The organism is Pseudomonas sp. NPDC086581, from assembly GCF_044746165.1.
Classification (GTDB): Bacteria; Pseudomonadota; Gammaproteobacteria; order Pseudomonadales; family Pseudomonadaceae; genus Pseudomonas.
On the sequence record NZ_JBIVBR010000016.1, the window covers coordinates 16,254 to 32,844 of the forward strand.

The 16,591-nt window shown below is 62.1% G+C and carries 11 protein-coding genes; 7 read left to right on the plus strand and 4 right to left on the minus strand.

Annotated features, from left to right (window positions below; translation table 11 throughout):
• Positions 1–6: 6 nt before the first annotated feature.
• Positions 7–888 carry a DUF6685 family protein gene (locus ACIPK7_RS26245; RefSeq protein ID WP_401091151.1) on the minus strand — a complete coding sequence of 294 codons (882 nt, stop codon included), beginning with the start codon at positions 886–888 and terminating at the stop codon, positions 7–9.
• A 149-nt stretch (positions 889–1,037) separates the two neighbouring features.
• On the opposite strand from ACIPK7_RS26245, the gene ACIPK7_RS26250 reads away from it, so the two are divergent.
• Both ACIPK7_RS26250 and ACIPK7_RS26255 read left to right on the plus strand, forming a co-directional pair.
• A complete protein-coding gene (locus tag ACIPK7_RS26250; protein WP_045211782.1) occupies positions 1,038–1,259 on the plus strand; it encodes a DUF2835 domain-containing protein in 222 nt (73 codons plus the stop codon).
• Positions 1,260–1,312: 53 nt separating this feature from the next.
• Entirely contained in the window at positions 1,313–2,338 is a 1,026-nt protein-coding gene (locus ACIPK7_RS26255) for a quinone-dependent dihydroorotate dehydrogenase (protein WP_081519406.1), read from the plus strand.
• Between the two features lie 103 nt (positions 2,339–2,441).
• On the opposite strand, the gene rmf is transcribed toward ACIPK7_RS26255, so the two are convergent.
• Positions 2,442–2,660, minus strand: coding sequence for a ribosome modulation factor (gene rmf / locus ACIPK7_RS26260; RefSeq protein WP_081519407.1), 219 nt, complete (start codon positions 2,658–2,660; stop codon positions 2,442–2,444).
• Positions 2,661–3,140: 480 nt separating this feature from the next.
• Between rmf and rlmKL the strand changes: the two genes are divergently transcribed.
• Positions 3,141–5,324 (plus strand): bifunctional 23S rRNA (guanine(2069)-N(7))-methyltransferase RlmK/23S rRNA (guanine(2445)-N(2))-methyltransferase RlmL, encoded by a 2,184-nt coding sequence (gene rlmKL / locus ACIPK7_RS26265; protein WP_401091154.1) that lies wholly within the window; start codon positions 3,141–3,143, stop codon positions 5,322–5,324.
• 102 nt (positions 5,325–5,426) lie between these two features.
• Positions 5,427–7,838: a diguanylate cyclase gene (locus tag ACIPK7_RS26270; RefSeq protein WP_401091156.1), complete on the plus strand. Its 2,412-nt coding sequence runs from the start codon at positions 5,427–5,429 to the stop codon at positions 7,836–7,838.
• Between the two features lie 40 nt (positions 7,839–7,878).
• On the opposite strand, the gene dacB is transcribed toward ACIPK7_RS26270, so the two are convergent.
• A complete protein-coding gene (gene dacB, locus ACIPK7_RS26275; RefSeq protein ID WP_401091158.1) occupies positions 7,879–9,315 on the minus strand; it encodes a D-alanyl-D-alanine carboxypeptidase/D-alanyl-D-alanine-endopeptidase in 1,437 nt (478 codons plus the stop codon).
• A gap of 255 nt (positions 9,316–9,570) precedes the next feature.
• On the opposite strand from dacB, the gene ACIPK7_RS26280 reads away from it, so the two are divergent.
• The 3 genes from ACIPK7_RS26280 (at position 9,571) to ACIPK7_RS26290 (ending at position 15,181) form a co-directional block, all read left to right on the plus strand.
• Positions 9,571–9,918: a YggL family protein gene (locus ACIPK7_RS26280; RefSeq protein ID WP_401091160.1), complete on the plus strand. Its 348-nt coding sequence runs from the start codon at positions 9,571–9,573 to the stop codon at positions 9,916–9,918.
• 986 nt (positions 9,919–10,904) lie between these two features.
• Complete coding sequence (locus ACIPK7_RS26285; protein ID WP_192430184.1) at positions 10,905–11,531, plus strand: response regulator; 627 nt, start codon at positions 10,905–10,907, stop codon at positions 11,529–11,531.
• Positions 11,532–11,623: 92 nt separating this feature from the next.
• On the plus strand, positions 11,624–15,181 hold the full coding sequence (locus ACIPK7_RS26290; protein ID WP_401091162.1) for a transporter substrate-binding domain-containing protein: 3,558 nt from the start codon (positions 11,624–11,626) through the stop codon (positions 15,179–15,181).
• Between the two features lie 12 nt (positions 15,182–15,193).
• Here ACIPK7_RS26290 and ACIPK7_RS26295 read toward each other — a convergent pair whose 3' ends face one another.
• The gene (locus ACIPK7_RS26295) at positions 15,194–16,525 is read right to left on the minus strand and encodes a deoxyguanosinetriphosphate triphosphohydrolase (RefSeq protein WP_401091164.1); all 1,332 of its coding nucleotides are present in this window, start codon (positions 16,523–16,525) and stop codon (positions 15,194–15,196) included.
• Positions 16,526–16,591: the final 66 nt, after the last annotated feature.

The window sequence follows — 16,591 nt, forward strand, 5'->3', positions numbered from 1 at the left end:
CGAGGCTCAGCCCGTCTTGCCGGTACGGCGCAGATAGGCGATCACATCCGGCGCGCCAGCCTCACGCAAGCCCTGGCCGAAGGCATCGGACTGCGGATGGTCCCGAGGCAGCAGCAGACTCTCCGGGGTTTCCGAATTGAACAGGCCGAAGCGGGCATAGGGCATGCCGGTCTCCAGCAACAGTTCCATGAAGGACGCGTCGCTCCAGGCCTTGGCTGGCATGGCCAGCATGTGGAAGTTGCGCTCCAGCTCATCCAGCACAGGGGTTTGCAGCTCGAAGCGCTGGATGCTCGCCGGCAGGATGATCTCCAGTCCACGGCGGCGCGCATAGACCACTGCATTGGCCAGTTCGCAGGGGTGATTGTCGTCATCCCAGAACAACCGCGCGCCGTGCCAGCCGGCAGTGCGCAACTGCAACGGTGCCTTGCGCTCGAAGCCGGGCAGTGCCACGCCCAGCACCTTGGTGAAGTCGTTGTAGCTGATGATTCGCACCTTGCGGCACTGCTCGCAGTTGGAGAGCTCTTCGAGCCCTGCCAGGGGGCTGTCGAGCAGGCTGCGACAGCAGAGGCCGTCGATGCTTCGAATGTCGACTGCGGGATGCTCTTCGCGGTGGTTGGCCACCAGGCGCTTGAGAACGCTGTGGATGCGCGCCTTGTCTTCCTGCACCGGCCCGGACAGCGCGCCACGCGGCAGGTCGATCAATCGGTGGAGCGGCGCGCCGGATTGCCAGCCAAGGCCGGCAGGCCAGTCGGGGAGGGGGGCGAAAGGCAGGGACAGGCTCCGGCTGCGCTCGGCGACGTTACGCCCATCGGCACTGCCGATGCCCAGGCGCTGGGCGAGGGCGGCCAGCCGGCTGGTCATGCTGCGGGGGCGAGGTGGTTGACTCATGGACGACGCAAGACTCCCGATGGCCGGCTGGTCAGTGCAGGAAGCGCCGGGCCCGATGCGCGGCGAATTGCCCTAAGCATAGAAAACCCTGGCGCCGTTGGGCGCATGCGTTGTGGCAAAATTCTTTCCTTCACGTGCTGGAGGCCTCCATGGCTTGCGTTGTGCTGGATATATCCCTGTCGGCGGACCGGCTGCAGGCCCTCTATCGTGGGCATGCCAACCGCGTCCAGGTGACCAGTCGTGATGGCCGGCGGGTCAACCTGCCGGCGCATCACCTGCGTCCATTCGTCACTCACTCCGGAGTTCACGGCAGCTTCGAGCTGGAATTCGACGATTCCGGGCGGCTGCTGGCGCTGCGTCGCCTCGCGTGAGCGAGGGCGGGCTGGCTATAATAGCGCCCCATTTTGCCGACCGATGCCCGACCATGTACAGCCTGGCCCGCGAGCTCCTCTTCAAGCTCTCCCCGGAAACTTCCCATGAATTGTCCATCGACCTGATCGGCGCCGGTGGCCGTCTGGGCCTCAACGGCCTGCTGACGCAAGCACCCAAAAGCCTGCCAGTAAAGGTCATGGGGCTGGAGTTTGCCAACCCCGTCGGGCTGGCCGCCGGCCTGGACAAGAACGGTGACGCCATCGACGGCTTCGCCCAACTCGGATTCGGTTTCGTCGAGATCGGCACCGTCACTCCGCGTCCGCAGCCGGGCAACCCCAAGCCGCGCATCTTCCGCCTGCCGCAAGCCACCGCGATCATCAATCGCATGGGCTTCAACAACCACGGCGTCGATCACCTGATCGAGCGGGTCAAGGCGGCGAAGTACAAGGGCGTGCTGGGCATCAACATCGGCAAGAACTTCGATACCCCGGTCGAGCGCGCGGTGGACGACTACCTGATCTGCCTGGACAAGGTCTACGCCCACGCCAGCTACGTCACGGTCAACGTCAGCTCGCCGAACACCCCCGGCCTGCGCAGCCTGCAGTTCGGCGATTCGCTCAAGCAGCTGCTCGAAGCGCTGCGCCTGCGCCAGGAAGACCTGGCTGTGCAGCACGGTCGTCGCGTGCCACTGGCGATCAAGATCGCCCCGGACATGAGTGATGAGGAGACCGCGATGGTCGCCGCCGCGCTGATCGAGTCGGGCATGGATGCGGTGATCGCCACCAACACCACCCTGGGTCGCGAAGGCGTCGAGCACCTGCCGTTCGGCAACGAGGCGGGTGGCCTGTCGGGCGCTCCGGTGCGCGAGAAGAGTACCCATATCGTCAAGGTGCTGGCTGGTGAGCTGGGCGGCCGTCTGCCGATCATCGCCGCTGGCGGCATCACCGAAGGCGCGCATGCGGCGGAGAAGATCGCTGCGGGGGCGAGCCTGGTGCAGATCTATTCCGGGTTCATCTACAAGGGCCCGGCGCTGATCCGCGAAGCGGTGGACGCCATTGCGGCGGCCAAGCGGGCGTAAATACAAGTAGCAGAAATAAGTAGGGCTCCTTTCGGAGCCCTTGGGCTTGCGCCCTTTTCCGCCCGGATGGGGCGGCTTGGGGAAGTCGTGGGTGACCCTGGATTCAGCCTGTTGCGTGCTGCAATTGGTTCACTCGTTGAATACCGGCGGCGCCGGTCAAACCATCCCAGTTGTCGCCGCGGCCCTCACGCCAGCCGTTGAGCCAGGATTGCCGGGTAGTGGGATGGGTAAACGGACAGAGGTCGCGAGATTTTCCAGTAATGCCGTGCTGATAACCGCGCAAAAAGGCTCTTTCCAACGGATCACGCTTAAGTCTTCTCATAGGGTGTTGCCCTCACTTGTTGACTGTTATGTCCCGTTGGCCCCCCAGGGAGGCCGGGCGGAATGTTCCGCCAATGGGGCGCATTGCCGGCGTGACGCGCCCCGCCCGACACCATTGCGGTGAAGGATTACCCCGATTTCTATCGAAAGGTTCCGGGGCTGTGAATGACCAATTTGTCATAAGGACGTAACTCTTATGGGTTTGGGCCATAAGGTTCGGTCGGTTTGCAAAGTGCCAGTACGGCATAACCCACCAGGGGCGGGAGCTTGCCAAGGATCAAGAGGAATGTGTGTCTAATTGAGACCACCTCTCGTTCCGACGAGTGGGATGACATTGTGCGACGCGAGGCCGCAGGCCGGTTGCCGATGCATCCCGGAAAATGATTACAGGGGGCGCCTGGGTTCGTTCGGATGAACCCGAGGTGGCCGACAAGGCCATTAGCGGCTTTGATGAAAGGGCTGCGGCCCGGGAACTATTTGCATGTCGGATTTGCACGATCTCTTCCTCACCTGCCCGAAAGGGCTCGATGGCCTGTTGCTGGAGGAAGCCCAGGCGCTTGGGCTGACCGAGGCGCGCGCCCAGGTTTCGGCCATTCGCGGCAAGGGCGACCTGGAGACGGCTTACCGCCTGTGCCTCTGGTCGCGCCTGGCCAACCGTGTGCTGCTGGTGCTGTCGCGCTTCCCGGTAAGCAACGCAGAAGACCTCTACCTGGGCGTCAACGCCGTGCCGTGGGGCGACCACCTGGAGGCTGGCGGTAGCCTGGCGGTGGAATTCAGTGGCAAGGGCTCGGGCATCGACAACACCCACTTTGGCGCGCTGAAGGTGAAAGACGCCATCGTCGACAACCTGCGAGCCGAGTTCGGCCAACGGCCGAGCGTGGACAAGGTCAACCCGGACATCCGCGTGCATCTTCATCTGGATCGCGGCCAGGCTGTGCTGTCGCTGGACCTTTCCGGCCACAGCCTGCACCAGCGCGGCTACCGCCTGCAGCAGGGCGCCGCGCCGCTGAAGGAGAACCTTGCCGCTGCCGTGCTGATCCGCGCCGGTTGGCCGAAGATCGCCGCTGAAGGTGGCGCATTGTCCGATCCGATGTGCGGCGTCGGTACCTTTCTCATCGAGGCCGGGCTGATCGCCGCCGACGTCGCGCCGAACCTCAAGCGCGAGCGCTGGGGCTTCAGCAACTGGCTGGGCCACGTACCGGCGATCTGGAAGAAGTTGATCGAGGAAGCCCAGCAGCGTGCCGAAGTCGGTCTGGCCAAAACTCCGCTGTGGATTCGCGGCTACGAGGCCGACCCGCGCCTGATCCAGCCGGCGCGCAACAACATCGAACGCTCCGGCCTAGCCGAGTGGGTGAAGATCTATCAGGGCGAGCTGGCCACTTTCGAGCCGCGACCGGACAAGGGCCAGAAGGGCCTGATCATCTGCAACCCGCCTTACGGCGAGCGCCTGGGCGATGAAGCCAGTCTGCTCTATCTCTACCAGCACCTGGGCGAACGCCTGCGCCAGAGCTGCCTGGGCTGGAGTGCCGGGATCTTCACCGGCGCGCCGGAGCTCGGCAAGCGCATGGGCATCCGCAGCCACAAGCAGTACGCCTTCTTCAACGGCGCGCTGCCCTGCAAGCTGATCATGCTCGACGTGGAGCCGCGCCAGTTCGTGACCGGCGAGCGTGGCGACCGCAGCGATGCCACCCCGACTCAGGGCGCCGCCGTGATCGAACAGGCTCGCCTGAGCGAAGGCGGGCAGATGTTCGCCAACCGTCTGCAGAAGAACGTCAAGGCGCTCGGAAAGTGGGCGCGCAAGGAAAAGATCGAGTGCTACCGGGTGTATGACGCCGATATGCCCGAGTACGCCCTCGCGGTGGACCTCTACCGCGACTGGGCGCACGTGCAGGAGTACGCGGCGCCCAAGTCCATCGACCCGGAGAAGGCGCAGGTCCGTCTGCTCGACGCGCTCGCCGCATTGCCGCAGGCGCTGGGCATTCCCACCGAGCGCATCGTGATCAAGCGTCGCGAGCGCCAGACCGGCAAGAAGCAGTACGAACGGCAGAACGCCGAAGGCCGCTTCATGGAAGTCGAGGAGGGCGGCGTGAAGCTGCTGGTCAACCTGACCGATTACCTCGACACCGGCCTGTTCCTCGACCACCGGCCGATCCGCCTGCGCCTCCAGCGCGAGTCAGCCGGCAAGCGCTTCCTCAACCTGTTCTGCTATACCGCCACGGCCACCGTGCATGCCGCCAAGGGCGATGCGCGCAGCACCACCAGCGTCGACCTGTCGAAGACCTACCTGGACTGGGCGCGGCGCAACCTGTCGCTCAACGGCTTCTCCGACAAGCAGCGCCTGGTGCAGAGCGATGTGATGGAGTGGTTGCGCGAGGACCGTGGCGAATACGACCTGGTGTTCATCGACCCGCCGACCTTCTCCAACTCCAAGCGCATGGAAGGTGTATTCGATGTGCAGCGTGACCACGTCGAGCTGATCGACCTGGCCATGGCGCGTCTGGCCAAGGGCGGGGTGCTCTACTTCTCCAACAACTTCCGCAAGTTCGAACTGGATGAGGGGCTGGCGGCGCGTTACCAGGTCGAGGAAATCAGCGCCCAGACGCTGGACCAGGACTTCACCCGCAACAGCAAGATCCACCGCGCCTGGCGCATCAGCGTACGCTGATGTCCGAGCGGCGCGCGGCCTGGGCCGTGCGTCGCGTGAAAGCTGGGCAAATGGCCATCGGCTGCTATAAAAACTGAGTTACCCTGACAGTTGGGAAAGTGCATGACTCAGTTGCCGGCCTACGAGCAGTTGCCCGTCGCTCAGGGAGTCGCCAGCCAGAAGAAGGCCCTGCGCGCCGCCGGCGTCGTGCTGGTGGCCGGCCTGCTACTGACGGCGCTGCTCGGCTGGAATGTGTGGCGCAATGCCCGCACCTTTCTGGAGCAGCAATTTTCCCTCGCCGCCAACGAGCGGATCGAGCGCGTTCGCGAGCGGCTGTCGATGCAGCAGAGCGAACTGGAGTCGATCCAGCGCTTCTTCGAGAATTCCGCGAACGTTTCCCGCGAGGAGTTCGAGCGCTTCGTCAGTCCGTTGCTGGGCGACACCCTGGGTTACGCCTGGTTGCCGCGCGTGGACCAGCGTCAGCGCGAAGCCTTCGAAGCCCGCGCCCATGATGCCGGCATGCTCGACTACATGCTTTTCGAGCTGGACCTGCAGGACCAGCCAGTCCCGGCACAGGTTCGCGAGCGCTATTTTCCCGTCCTCTATGGCGCCTCCGAGTACCTTGAGGAGATGCCCCTGGGGCTGGATCTGAACTCGACACCCCCAGGGCGCGAGTTGACTCAGCGAGTGATTAAGACGCGCTCGGTCGCCGCCTCGATGCCCGTGGTCCTGCCCGGCGCGCCACCGGCGGATTCCACTGGCTTGCTTCTGGCGGCGCCTCTCTATCGCAATAGCACGACGCCTAGTCCGACTGCCGAGACCCGAGTTGGTATCCAGGGCATCCTGTTGGCAGCGATCAGTTACCGCCTGCTCATCGAACAGGGATCGGAGGCGCGCGGCGAGCAGCTGGCGCTGACGCTGCGTGATGCCGGCGACCCGCGTCCGGATGTGCCGCAATATCGCAGCCCGGTGGCGGCCGATCAGACAGCGGGATTGGTTGCCGAGCGGCACCTGCCGTTCGCCGGCCGTGACTACCTGGTGCGTGTGGAGCCTTCCAGCGACTTCCTGCGGCGTAACCAGGGGCACCCACAGCTTTGGGTGGCATTCGCTGGCGGGCTGACTTCCCTGCTGCTGGCTGGCTATGTGCTGGCGCTGCTGGGTCAGCGCCAGCGCGCCCTGCAACTGGTGGAAGAGCGCACCGCCGAACTGCGGGCCAACCAGCTGGAGCTGCAGGAGAACCAGGCGCGCCTGCACTTCGCTATGGATAGCGCGGGCCACGGCGTCTGGGACTGGAGCCTGGATACCGGCAACGTGTTCTATTCCCATGCCTGGAAAGCCATGCTCGGCTACCGCGACAGCGAGGTCGGGATGACCACCGACGAGAGCCTGAGCCGGGTCCATCCCGAGGACAAGGACGCGCGCTGTGATGCCTTGCGCCGGCATCTTCGCGGCGAATCCTCGCTGTATCAGAGTGAGCACCGGCTGCGCTGCAAGAGCGGGCGCTGGCTCTGGGTGCTGGACCGCGGCCAGGTGGTGGAACGCGACAACGACGGTTCGCCGCGACGCATGATCGGCACCCAGACCGACATCAGTTCGCGCAAGGCCGCCGAGCTGGAGTTGGGAGAGGTGAACAGTCGTCTGCATGGCCTGCTCGACGCGGCGACCCAGGTTGCCATCGTCTCGACCGATCTGCGCGGCTTCGTACGCAGCTTCAATGTGGGCGCCGAGCGGATGTTCGGCTACAGCGCCCACGAGGTGATCGGGCGGCCGGTACCGGAGAACGTCTTCGTCAAGGACGAGATCCGTCGCCGCGCGCAGGACTTGTCGAACATCCTTGGACGCGAGATTCGCGGCTTCGACGTTGTTGGTGCTCTGGTGGGCGAGGGGCACGAGGAGCACGAGTGGACCTGCGTGCGCCGTGATGGCCGGCAACTGAAGATCAACCTGATCATTACCGGCGTGCGCGATTCGGCCGGCAACACCACGGGTTATCTGGGCATCGCCACCGACATTACCCGGCGCAAGGAGGCGGAGATGGAGTTGCGGCGCCTGTCGGTCACTGATGCATTGACGGGCATTCACAATCGCCGCTATTTCAAGGAGCAACTGGATCAGGCCATGGCGCGCTGTGCCCGCAATGGCGAGCCGTTGTCGCTGGTGATGTTCGACATCGACCACTTCAAGGACATCAACGACCGCTTCGGCCACGAGGCGGGCGATATTGTGCTGGTCACCCTGTGTCAGCGCATCGCGCAGCGGCTGCGCAAGGTCGATGTGTTCTGCCGGATCGGTGGCGAGGAGCTGGTTGTGCTCTGTCCGGGAAGCACTACGGAGCAGGCCTGGCAACTGGCGGAGGCTCTTTGGAGGGCCTTGCGCGGGCAGCCAATGGAGGGCGTCGGCGTGGTGACGGCGAGCTTCGGTGTTGCCTCCTGGTGCCCCGGCGAAAGTGCGGACGACCTGATGCGCAAGGTGGACCGAGCGGTCTATCGTGCCAAGCGGCTGGGGCGGGATCGTCTGGAGAGGGTCGAGGCCTGATGGGCAAACCCCGGCCCGTTGGCCGGGGTTTGCGTGGGGATCAGCGCTTGGTGCTGCTGTAGAGGTCCAGCAACACCTGGTCGAGGATCGACGAGGCGCCCCACGGCCGGTTGCTGTTGAGGATCGCCACCACTACCCAGGTGCGGCCGTTGGCGTCGCGGCTGAAGCCGGCAAGCGCGCGTACGGTGTTCAGGGTGCCGGTCTTCACATGGGCTTCGCCGGCCATGGGCGTGCCGCGCAGGCGTTTGCGCATGGTGCCGTCCTTCGCCACGATCGGTAGCGAAGAGATGTACTCCGCGGCGTAGGGGCTGTGCCACGCTGCCTGGAGCATGGCAGCCATCTCGCGGGCACTGACCCGCTCGTCACGGGACAGACCCGAACCGTTTTCCATCACCAGATGGCTCGCAGTGATGCCCTTGCGCGCCAGCCACTGGCGGATCACCCGCTGGGCGGCCTGGGCGTCGTCCGCGTCGGCGCCATTGCGATACTGGCGGCCGACCGAGAGGAATAGTTGGCGGGCCATGGTGTTGTTACTGAACTTGTTGATGTCGCGGATGATTTCCACGACGTCTGGCGACATGGCGCGAGCCACCAGGGTGGCGTTCTTCGGCACGGTGCCTTCGCGGTCCTTGCCGAGGATGCTGCCACCCAGCTCCTGCCAGATGCCGCGCACGGCGCCAGCGGTGTAGGCCGGGTGCTCGAGAAGGGACATGTAGGTCTGCGCGCTGCAACCCTGCGGAATCTGCCCGGTGGCGACCAGCGAAGTGCCGTCGAACTGGGTTACCGGGTTGAAGCGAAGTTTCGGCCAGGCGGGGCAAGCAGCAGCCTTGCTCACCTGGATCTGGTTGTCGATGCGCACGTTCGCCAGCGGCGGGTCCATCAGCACGGTGGCCTTGCTGCCTTCGGTGCGGATCACCAGGCGCACGCTCTTCAGGTTGACCATCAGCGAATCCGGGCCGACCAGGAAGGGCTTGTTGTCGTCGCCGCCGTCGTCATTGAAGACCGGCAGTTGCGGGATGTTGAAGTAGCTGCGGTCCAGCACCAGGTCGCCGGTGACCTTGTTCACGCCGTTGGCGCGCAGGTCGCGCATCATCAGCCAGAGCTTCTCCAGGTTCAGCTTCGGATCGCCGCCGCCCTTGAGATAGAGGTTGCCGTTGAGAGTGCCGTCCTTGAGCTGGCCGTCGGTGTAGAACTCAGTCTGCCACTGGTAGGTTGGGCCGAGCATTTCCAGGGCGGCATAGGTGGTGAACAGTTTCATGGTCGACGCCGGGTTCACCGAGACGTCAGCGTTGAAATAGGTGGCGTTGCCGGGGCCTTCCAGAGGAATCATCACAAGCGACAAGGCATCGTCGGTCAGCTTGCTGGCCCGCAGCGCTTTCTGTACGCGTTCAGGCAGGGTGCTGTTGATCTGGGCAACGGCAGGCAGGGCGAAGGGCAATAAGGTGGCGAGAGCGAGGACACGCAGAGAATTGAACATAGAAAAGATGACATCCCAGTGGTCGGGCATTGACTTGAAAAAATGAAAAGATAAAGCGCAACACTACAGATGAAATACTCCCTGCTGGACCAGGAGCTGCGGCACATTATGCCGCAAGCTGTACCAGGATGCGCTGGCCTTTGGATGCCAGTCGTCCCGGAGAAGCTTATCGGGACATCGTTCGCGCAGGTCCCGGAAATATTTTGGACGCGCTCGTGCACCGAGCGGCGAAAGCCCTCTTGAGGAGAGATACGGATGGCTACCCATCGTTCCCGTCGTTTACGCAAGAAGTTGTGTGTCGATGAGTTCCAGGAACTCGGCTTCGAAGTGAGTTTTCAGTACAAGGAAGGCACAGACGAAGAGGCTGTTGGGGCTTTCATGAAGCGATTCATGGGCATCGCCGTTGAGCCCAACAATCTGGTCTATAGCGGTTGCGACGAGTACGGGTTCATCTGTCTCGCCCGGCGCGGCTCAGTGAGCGCGGAACAGCGCGAGCTGATTGATGAGTGGCTGAAGCAGCAGCCGGAACTGGCGGGAGTTAGTGGCAGCCCCCTGATCGATGCCTGGTATCCGGATCAGCCGGTCAATTCGCCTCCTCGCTGAGTGGCGGACGTTTGTTCGCCTGAAGAGCCCCAGCACCTGCGCGAGGAGATTGGCTGGGAGGGGCCGTACGGGGGCGCACGCCTTGAGCAATTGCTAGTTGATGTGTAGGCCCCCTTGATTCTCGCCAAGCTCTTTGGGACTGAGCTGGAGTGGATTGTCTTCGGCTACAGGAATTCTCATTTTTGTCCTGCATGGCACATGTTTTTTGATCTGTTGGGTCGATATCTGAGAATTGTTTTCTAAGTTTCTCAGCTGCCAATGGTGAGTTTCGGGGTAGGGCCCCTGTTCGGAAGTTTTGTGATTTTCTTTATTCTTTTTTGAAGGTTTATTGTTTGGTCTTGGGATCTTTCTCGTTGCCTCTGTTGTAGTTGGTTTCTCGTAATGGTTTGCTTTGCTTCTTGTGATTATCTGTGTGGAGTTTAAGTGGGTTTATTGTTAGCTTGCCGTTTTCCTGGGTTCTTGTTTTGGCTTTCTGAAAGTTAAGGTTCGTGTGGTCGTAAGTAGGTAATTGCTCGGTTCCTGATGTGTGAATAAAGTGAAATAAATCGCCCCGTCGCGAGTTGCAGGAAAGTTTTTTCCTGCTCATTTCAATTTGTCGTTATCGGCTCCAGGTCTTGCTACTGGCGCTGGGGGGAAGGGTTGGTGCCCACGGTTCCCTCTTCGAAATCCTCAGCTTGACTTGCTTGCGCAATTTTCACTCTATTTCTTGTCGCCGGATGGAAGGCATCTTTCGGAGTATTAGTCAGGCATGCGGGAATGGGTTGTTCGGTGACTAATTCAGAAACTTTACCGCGAGATGTCGGAGTTTTCTTGTCGCTCGACTGAGGATAACAACGGTTTTGGTTTTGTTTGTAGGAATTATTTAGATGTTTCGTAGGAATTCCCCTTGAATGTCGATAATTAAGCTGGGTCATCTCGACAGAATGGACTCAGCATATATCTTGCTGGCGGATGTTTCATTTTTATGAGCCAGTTGGAGAAGCCCTGTGAGCAAAATACTTATCGTTGACGATCACCCGGTCATTCGCATGGCAATGCGTGTATTGCTGGAAAAGGAAGGCCATACCATCGTTGGTGAGTCCGACAACGGCGTGGATGCGCTTTCGCTTGTCAAGGAGCTGGTTCCCGATCTCGTCGTGCTGGATATCGGCATTCCTCGGCTGGATGGCCTCGAGGTGATCAGCCGTATTTCCGCCCTCGAGCTCTCGCTCAAGGTTCTGGTGCTGACCGGGCAGAGCGCCTCGCTGTTCGCCATGCGCTGCATGCAGGCTGGCGCTTCGGGCTTCGTCTGCAAGCAGGGCGGCCTGGCCGAATTGATCAGCGCGGTCAATGCAGTTGTCGCCGGTTACAACTACTTCCCCAGCAAGGCTGTGCGCCAGCCGCGTCGCAACAATGAGCAGATGGACGATCATGAGCTCATCCAGCGGCTATCCGATCGCGAGATGGCTGTCCTTCAGTACCTGGCCAACGGCTATTCGAACAAGGAAATCTCCGAGCAGATGTTCATCAGCAACAAGACGGTCAGCACTTACAAGACCCGACTGTTGCTGAAGCTCAATGCGCATTCGCTGGTCGATCTGATCGAGTTTGCCAAGCGGAACGCGCTGGTTTGAGACGCGTGATGTCCTGCTTGCGCCTGTGTGTTGCCACGTTGCTGCTCATCTGTTGTGGATGGGTGACGGCGCAACCGCACGACTGGAGCTCGATGAACCTGCTGGCACGTCCGTTGGACGAATCGGTCAAGGTAGTGTTGGACGACTCGAGTTGGCAGTGGTTGAGGGACAAGCGGACACTCCGTTTGGGGGTCACCGCTCCCGACTATGCCCCGCTCGATATAACCACCAGCGGCACTGAGCTGGAGGGCGTCACGGCCGATATCGTGGGTGTGGTTGCCGACGCGCTCAATGTCCGGGTGGAGATTCGGCGTTATCCTGATCGGGATTCCGCCATTGCGGCGCTGGCGCGCGGCGACATAGACCTGCTGAGCCGTGCCACCAATTACGAGGCAGCTTGGCCCGGCATCGTGCTGTCCCGTCCATATTTTTCAAACCAGCCCGTGGTTGTTGGTCCGGAAGGTACCCGACTGGAAAGCGTCGGACCGCTCGTTGGCAAGCGCATTGCCGTGGTCAGCGACTATTACTCGGCTGAGGAGCGAGACAAGTACTTCAGCGGCGCCTCGGAGAAGAGTTATCACTCTGTGCTAAGGGCGCTGGAGGCCGTGGCGTTTGGCCAGGCCGATTTGTATGTAGGCGATGTTTTCACCGCACAGTACCTGATCAGCCAGAGGAACCTGGCCAGCCTAAAGGTGCTTAATTTCGCCGGCTTCGATGGTCCGGGGTTCAGCTTCGCGCTGAGGGCTTCCGAGCCGGAGTTGCGCGACATACTCGACCGGACACTGGCCGCTATTCCCCGATCGGCGGAAAGCACCGTACAGCGTCGGTGGAGTCCGGGCGGTGCCTACTCGATCTCCGACCAGCGCCTGATACTGACTCCACGAGAGCAGCGCTGGCTGGATCGCCATCCCAGGCCGGTGGTCATGGTTGACCAAGCCCTGGCGCCTATCTCCTTCCTTGATGCCCATGGCAAGTTTCGTGGCATCGCCGCCGATGTACTTGAGCTTATCCAGAGTCGTGTCGGCATCGATTTTGAGGTGCGGCCGCAGTCGAGTGAGGCGGGCATGATGAGCCAGGTCCGTGCCGGCAAGGCCGAGGTGATCGCGGCCCTGACGCCGACGGCAAGGCGCGAGGAGTTGCTGGGTTTCACTCGACCGTATATGACGAACTCCTTCGTTGTTGTCGTGTCCCAGAACGCTGGCTGGTTGCACTCGCTGGATGATCTCGACGGGCGACGCGTTGCCGTGCCCAGGGATTCTGCAGTCGCCGAGTTCATGCGTGAGCGTCATCCCAAGGTGGAACTGGTGGAGGTCGAGAATCACGTCAACGACCTGTCCATGATCAGCGAGGGAAAGATTGATGCGGGCATCCATATGCTGTCGCCTGCAAACTACCTTATTTCCCGCTACTACCCAGAGCTTCGCGTTGCACTCGCCCTTGATCGGGAGCCGGGGCAATTCTCACTTGCTGTTTCTCGCGCGGATCCGGAGCTGCTCGGAATTCTGAATAAGGCGATTCTCGCCATCTCGCCCGAGGACATGAGCAACATCGTTGCGCGCTGGTCCGCCAGTGTTGAAAAACCTGACAGCATCTGGCAGGGCTACCGCCTGCAATTCGTCCAGCTTGCCTGTGCCGCAGCACTGATTTCCCTTTTGCTGTTGCTGTGGAACTGGCGCTTGTGGTTGAAGGTCCGGCGCCGCCTGGCCTCCGAGCGGGAACTCAACTACCGGCTCGCATTCAAGCGAGCACTGATTGATGGCATTCCCCAGCCAGTGGCGGTGCGCGATTGCGACGGACGTCTGGTCACGTGCAACCTTGGCTTCCTGAGGGAAACTGGCATGTCCCGTGAAACGGTTGCTGGCACCCGTGTCGGGGATTGCTCCTGGCTGGCTGCGCAGGATGCGGAGATGTTCGAGCTGATCCACCGCCAGGCGATGGACACGGACGGCAACATGGCTTCCGATCTGGTGCTGCCGGTTCTCGATGATGTGCGCAAAATCCATTACTGGGCCACGCCTTACCGCGGCCCAGGTGGGGAGATTTCTGGCGTGGTGACGGGCTGGATAGACGTCACCGAGCGTGAGCGTCTATACCACCAGCTGGAAACCGCCAAGGAGCAGGCTGAGGAGGCGAGTCGTGCCAAAAGCACCTTCCTGGCGACCATGAGTCATGAAATCCGTACGCCGATGAACGCGGTTATCGGAATGCTGGAGCTGGCGCTGACCCGATCGGATCAGGGCCATTGGGAGCGAGAGCCGGTGGAAGTGGCGTACGATTCGGCACGCTCACTACTGACGCTGATCGGCGACATTCTCGACGTGGCCAAGATCGAGTCCGGTCGCTTGACGCTGATGCCGGAGCGCGCCCACTTGCGAGAATTGGTGGAGTCCGTTGCGCGCGTATTCGATGGTTTGGCTCGGCAGAAGGCGTTGGAGCTCAGGATGGAGATCGAGGCGGACGCGGCTTGCGATGTGCTGATCGACCCGCTGCGGTTCAAACAGATCCTCTCGAACCTGGTCAGCAATGCCATCAAGTTCACCGACTTCGGCCATGTGAAGATCCGTGTATACGGTGAGCGGGTCGAGGGCGAACGCCTTGCCCTTGAGGTCAGCGTACAGGACAGTGGAATCGGGATATCCGAGGAGGAGCAGCGCCAGCTGTTCGAGCCTTTCAGTCAAATCGCCCGTAGCGGTAGTGCGAGTCGCGGTGGAACAGGGCTAGGGCTCACCATCTGCCGCAAACTGGCGGAGATGATGGGCGGCACGGTGCGCATGGAGAGCCGCCCGGGCGCAGGTACCACGGTCATGGTTCGGTTATTGCTGCAGGCCCTGGAATGCCTGCCCGAAAGCGAAATGGTCAAGGCTGTGGTTGTCCAGAGGATCACCCATCCGCTGAAGGTGTTGGTGGTCGACGATCATGCGGCCAACCGTATGCTGCTCACTCAACAGCTGGAACATCTGGGGCACCGGGTCGAGGTGGCTTCCGACGGCTCCCAGGCACTGCAGCTGTGGCATCCGGGTGACTTCGATCTGGTGATCACCGACTGCAATATGCCGGTGCTCAACGGCTATGATCTGGCTCGGCGAATTCGAGAGCTTGAAGAGGAGATGGAATCCGAGCCCTGCGTGATCTTCGGGTTCACGGCCAACGCCCAGCCGGACGAGATCGAGAATTGCCGGCGTGCCGGGATGAATGATTGCCTGTTCAAGCCCATAGGCCTGGATAACCTGCGTGTGCGGCTGGACGCAGTGCCGAAGACGTCAGCTGCCGGCGACGATCAAGCGTCTGTGGAAAGGCAGGTCGATGGCCTTGATCTGAAGTCTCTGCGGGAGATGACTGGCGGAAATCCTGGCCTGATTCGCCGCCTGCTGGAGGAGTTGCACAGTAGCAACCGGATCGACATCAATCAGGTCCGGCCGCTGTGGGAGGCCGGTGACTGGAAGCGGCTGGCCGATCTGGCTCACCGTATGAGGGGGGCGGCGCGACTGGTCAATGCGGATTCGCTGCAGGATCTGTGCAGCAAGCTCGAGGCTGGCTGCAGGGATGGTCTCGACAGCCAGGAGTTGCGCAATCGAGCACTGGCTGTGGAGCAGGCAATGGCGGCGTTGCAGGACGATCTGCTGCAACAATTGCGCAAGCTGGCCGCCTAGCCCGCGGCCGCCTCAGCTCGGGCTGGAGCGGCCGGTCATTTCGCGTGCCATTTCGGTGGCATAGCTATCGGTCATGCCGGCGATGAAGTCTGTCACGCGCAGGAAGGACCGATAGAGCGTCCAGCTCGGGTCCGGCGCGTAGTGACTCAGCAGGTCGAGGATGCGCTGGTTCTTGAACGACGGCGTGCTCTGGCGGTGCTGTTCCAGCACGGCGCCACAGAAGGAATTCAGCAGGATTTCCAGGGTGGTGTAGGCGCCGATCTCATGCAGAGTCTTGCGCTTGTCCTGGAAGATCTTTTCCCGCGCCATGCCTTTCGCCCTCTGCACGCAGCGCTTGGCCTGACCATGCATGTGCTCCACCAGATCGCCCTGCAGGGTGCCAGCGAGCAGGGCTGGCTCCTGCTCGACGAAGGCCCGTGCGGCGGCATTGGTCAGGTGTTCGATGGCCTTGCCGCGCAGGATCGCCATCTTGCGCCGGCGGGAGTCCTTCGGGCCGAGCTGGCGGTAGGTTTCCGGCAGGTCGTCACCGACCAGGTCAAGCAGCAGCGCTTCCACTTCGCTGTAGTCGAGCAGCTCCATTTCCACACCGTCTTCCAGGTCGATCAGGCCATAGCAGATGTCGTCCGCAGCCTCCATCAGGTAGACCAGCGGATGGCGCGCCCAGCGTTCGTCTTCCAGTTGCGGCATACCCAGCTTCTGGGTGATCTGCTCCAGCAGCGGCAACTCGCTGCGGTAGCAGCCGAACTTATGCTTCTTGTATCCCAGGGAGTCGGCGTGACGCGCTGTCCAGGGGTACTTCAGGTAGGTGCCGAGGGTGGCGTAGGTCAGGCGTGTGCCGCCGTCGAACTGGTGGTATTCGAGCTGGGTGAGGACGCGGAAGCCTTGGGCGTTGCCTTCGAAATGCAGGAAGTCCGAGCGTTCTCCGTCGCTCATTCCATCCAGCCAGCCGCGCCCGGCTGCCTGCTGGAACCAGTGGCGGATGGCGTCTTCGCCGGAATGGCCGAAGGGCGGGTTGCCTATGTCGTGGGCAAGGCAAGCGGATTGTACGATCACGCCCAGGTCCGCGGGATCGCACCATTCCGGCAGGCGATCACGAATGATCTCGCCAACCCGCATGCCCAGCGAGCGGCCGACGCAGCCGACCTCCAGTGAGTGGGTCAGGCGAGTATGAATGTGGTCATTGCTCGAAACCGGGTGCACCTGTGTCTTGCGCCCCAGGCGGCGGAAGGCGCCGGAGAAGATGATCCGGTCGTGGTCCTTGTGGAAGGCGCTGCGGCCGAGCTCGGCGCTGCTGTGCACCGGTTTGCCGAGGCGCTCCCGGGGGAGCAGGGTGTGCCAATCCATTCTTCTTTCCGAAATCGAGAGAGTTACCGGCAACGCTAGCCGTTCGCGCTGGCAATCTCAATCGCG

Bases quoted from the DNA above. Each gene is read 5' to 3' on its own strand.
- ACIPK7_RS26245 (WP_401091151.1), bottom strand. From the start codon at position 888: ATGAGTCAACCACCTCGCCCCCGCAGCATGACCAGCCGGCTGGCCGCC.
- ACIPK7_RS26250 (WP_045211782.1), top strand. From the start codon at position 1,038: ATGGCTTGCGTTGTGCTGGATATATCCCTGTCGGCGGACCGGCTGCAG.
- ACIPK7_RS26255 (WP_081519406.1), top strand. From the start codon at position 1,313: ATGTACAGCCTGGCCCGCGAGCTCCTCTTCAAGCTCTCCCCGGAAACT.
- rmf (WP_081519407.1), bottom strand. From the start codon at position 2,660: ATGAGAAGACTTAAGCGTGATCCGTTGGAAAGAGCCTTTTTGCGCGGT.
- rlmKL (WP_401091154.1), top strand. From the start codon at position 3,141: ATGTCGGATTTGCACGATCTCTTCCTCACCTGCCCGAAAGGGCTCGAT.
- ACIPK7_RS26270 (WP_401091156.1), top strand. From the start codon at position 5,427: ATGACTCAGTTGCCGGCCTACGAGCAGTTGCCCGTCGCTCAGGGAGTC.
- dacB (WP_401091158.1), bottom strand. From the start codon at position 9,315: ATGTTCAATTCTCTGCGTGTCCTCGCTCTCGCCACCTTATTGCCCTTC.
- ACIPK7_RS26280 (WP_401091160.1), top strand. From the start codon at position 9,571: ATGGCTACCCATCGTTCCCGTCGTTTACGCAAGAAGTTGTGTGTCGAT.
- ACIPK7_RS26290 (WP_401091162.1), top strand. From the start codon at position 11,624: ATGAACCTGCTGGCACGTCCGTTGGACGAATCGGTCAAGGTAGTGTTG.
- ACIPK7_RS26295 (WP_401091164.1), bottom strand. From the start codon at position 16,525: ATGGATTGGCACACCCTGCTCCCCCGGGAGCGCCTCGGCAAACCGGTG.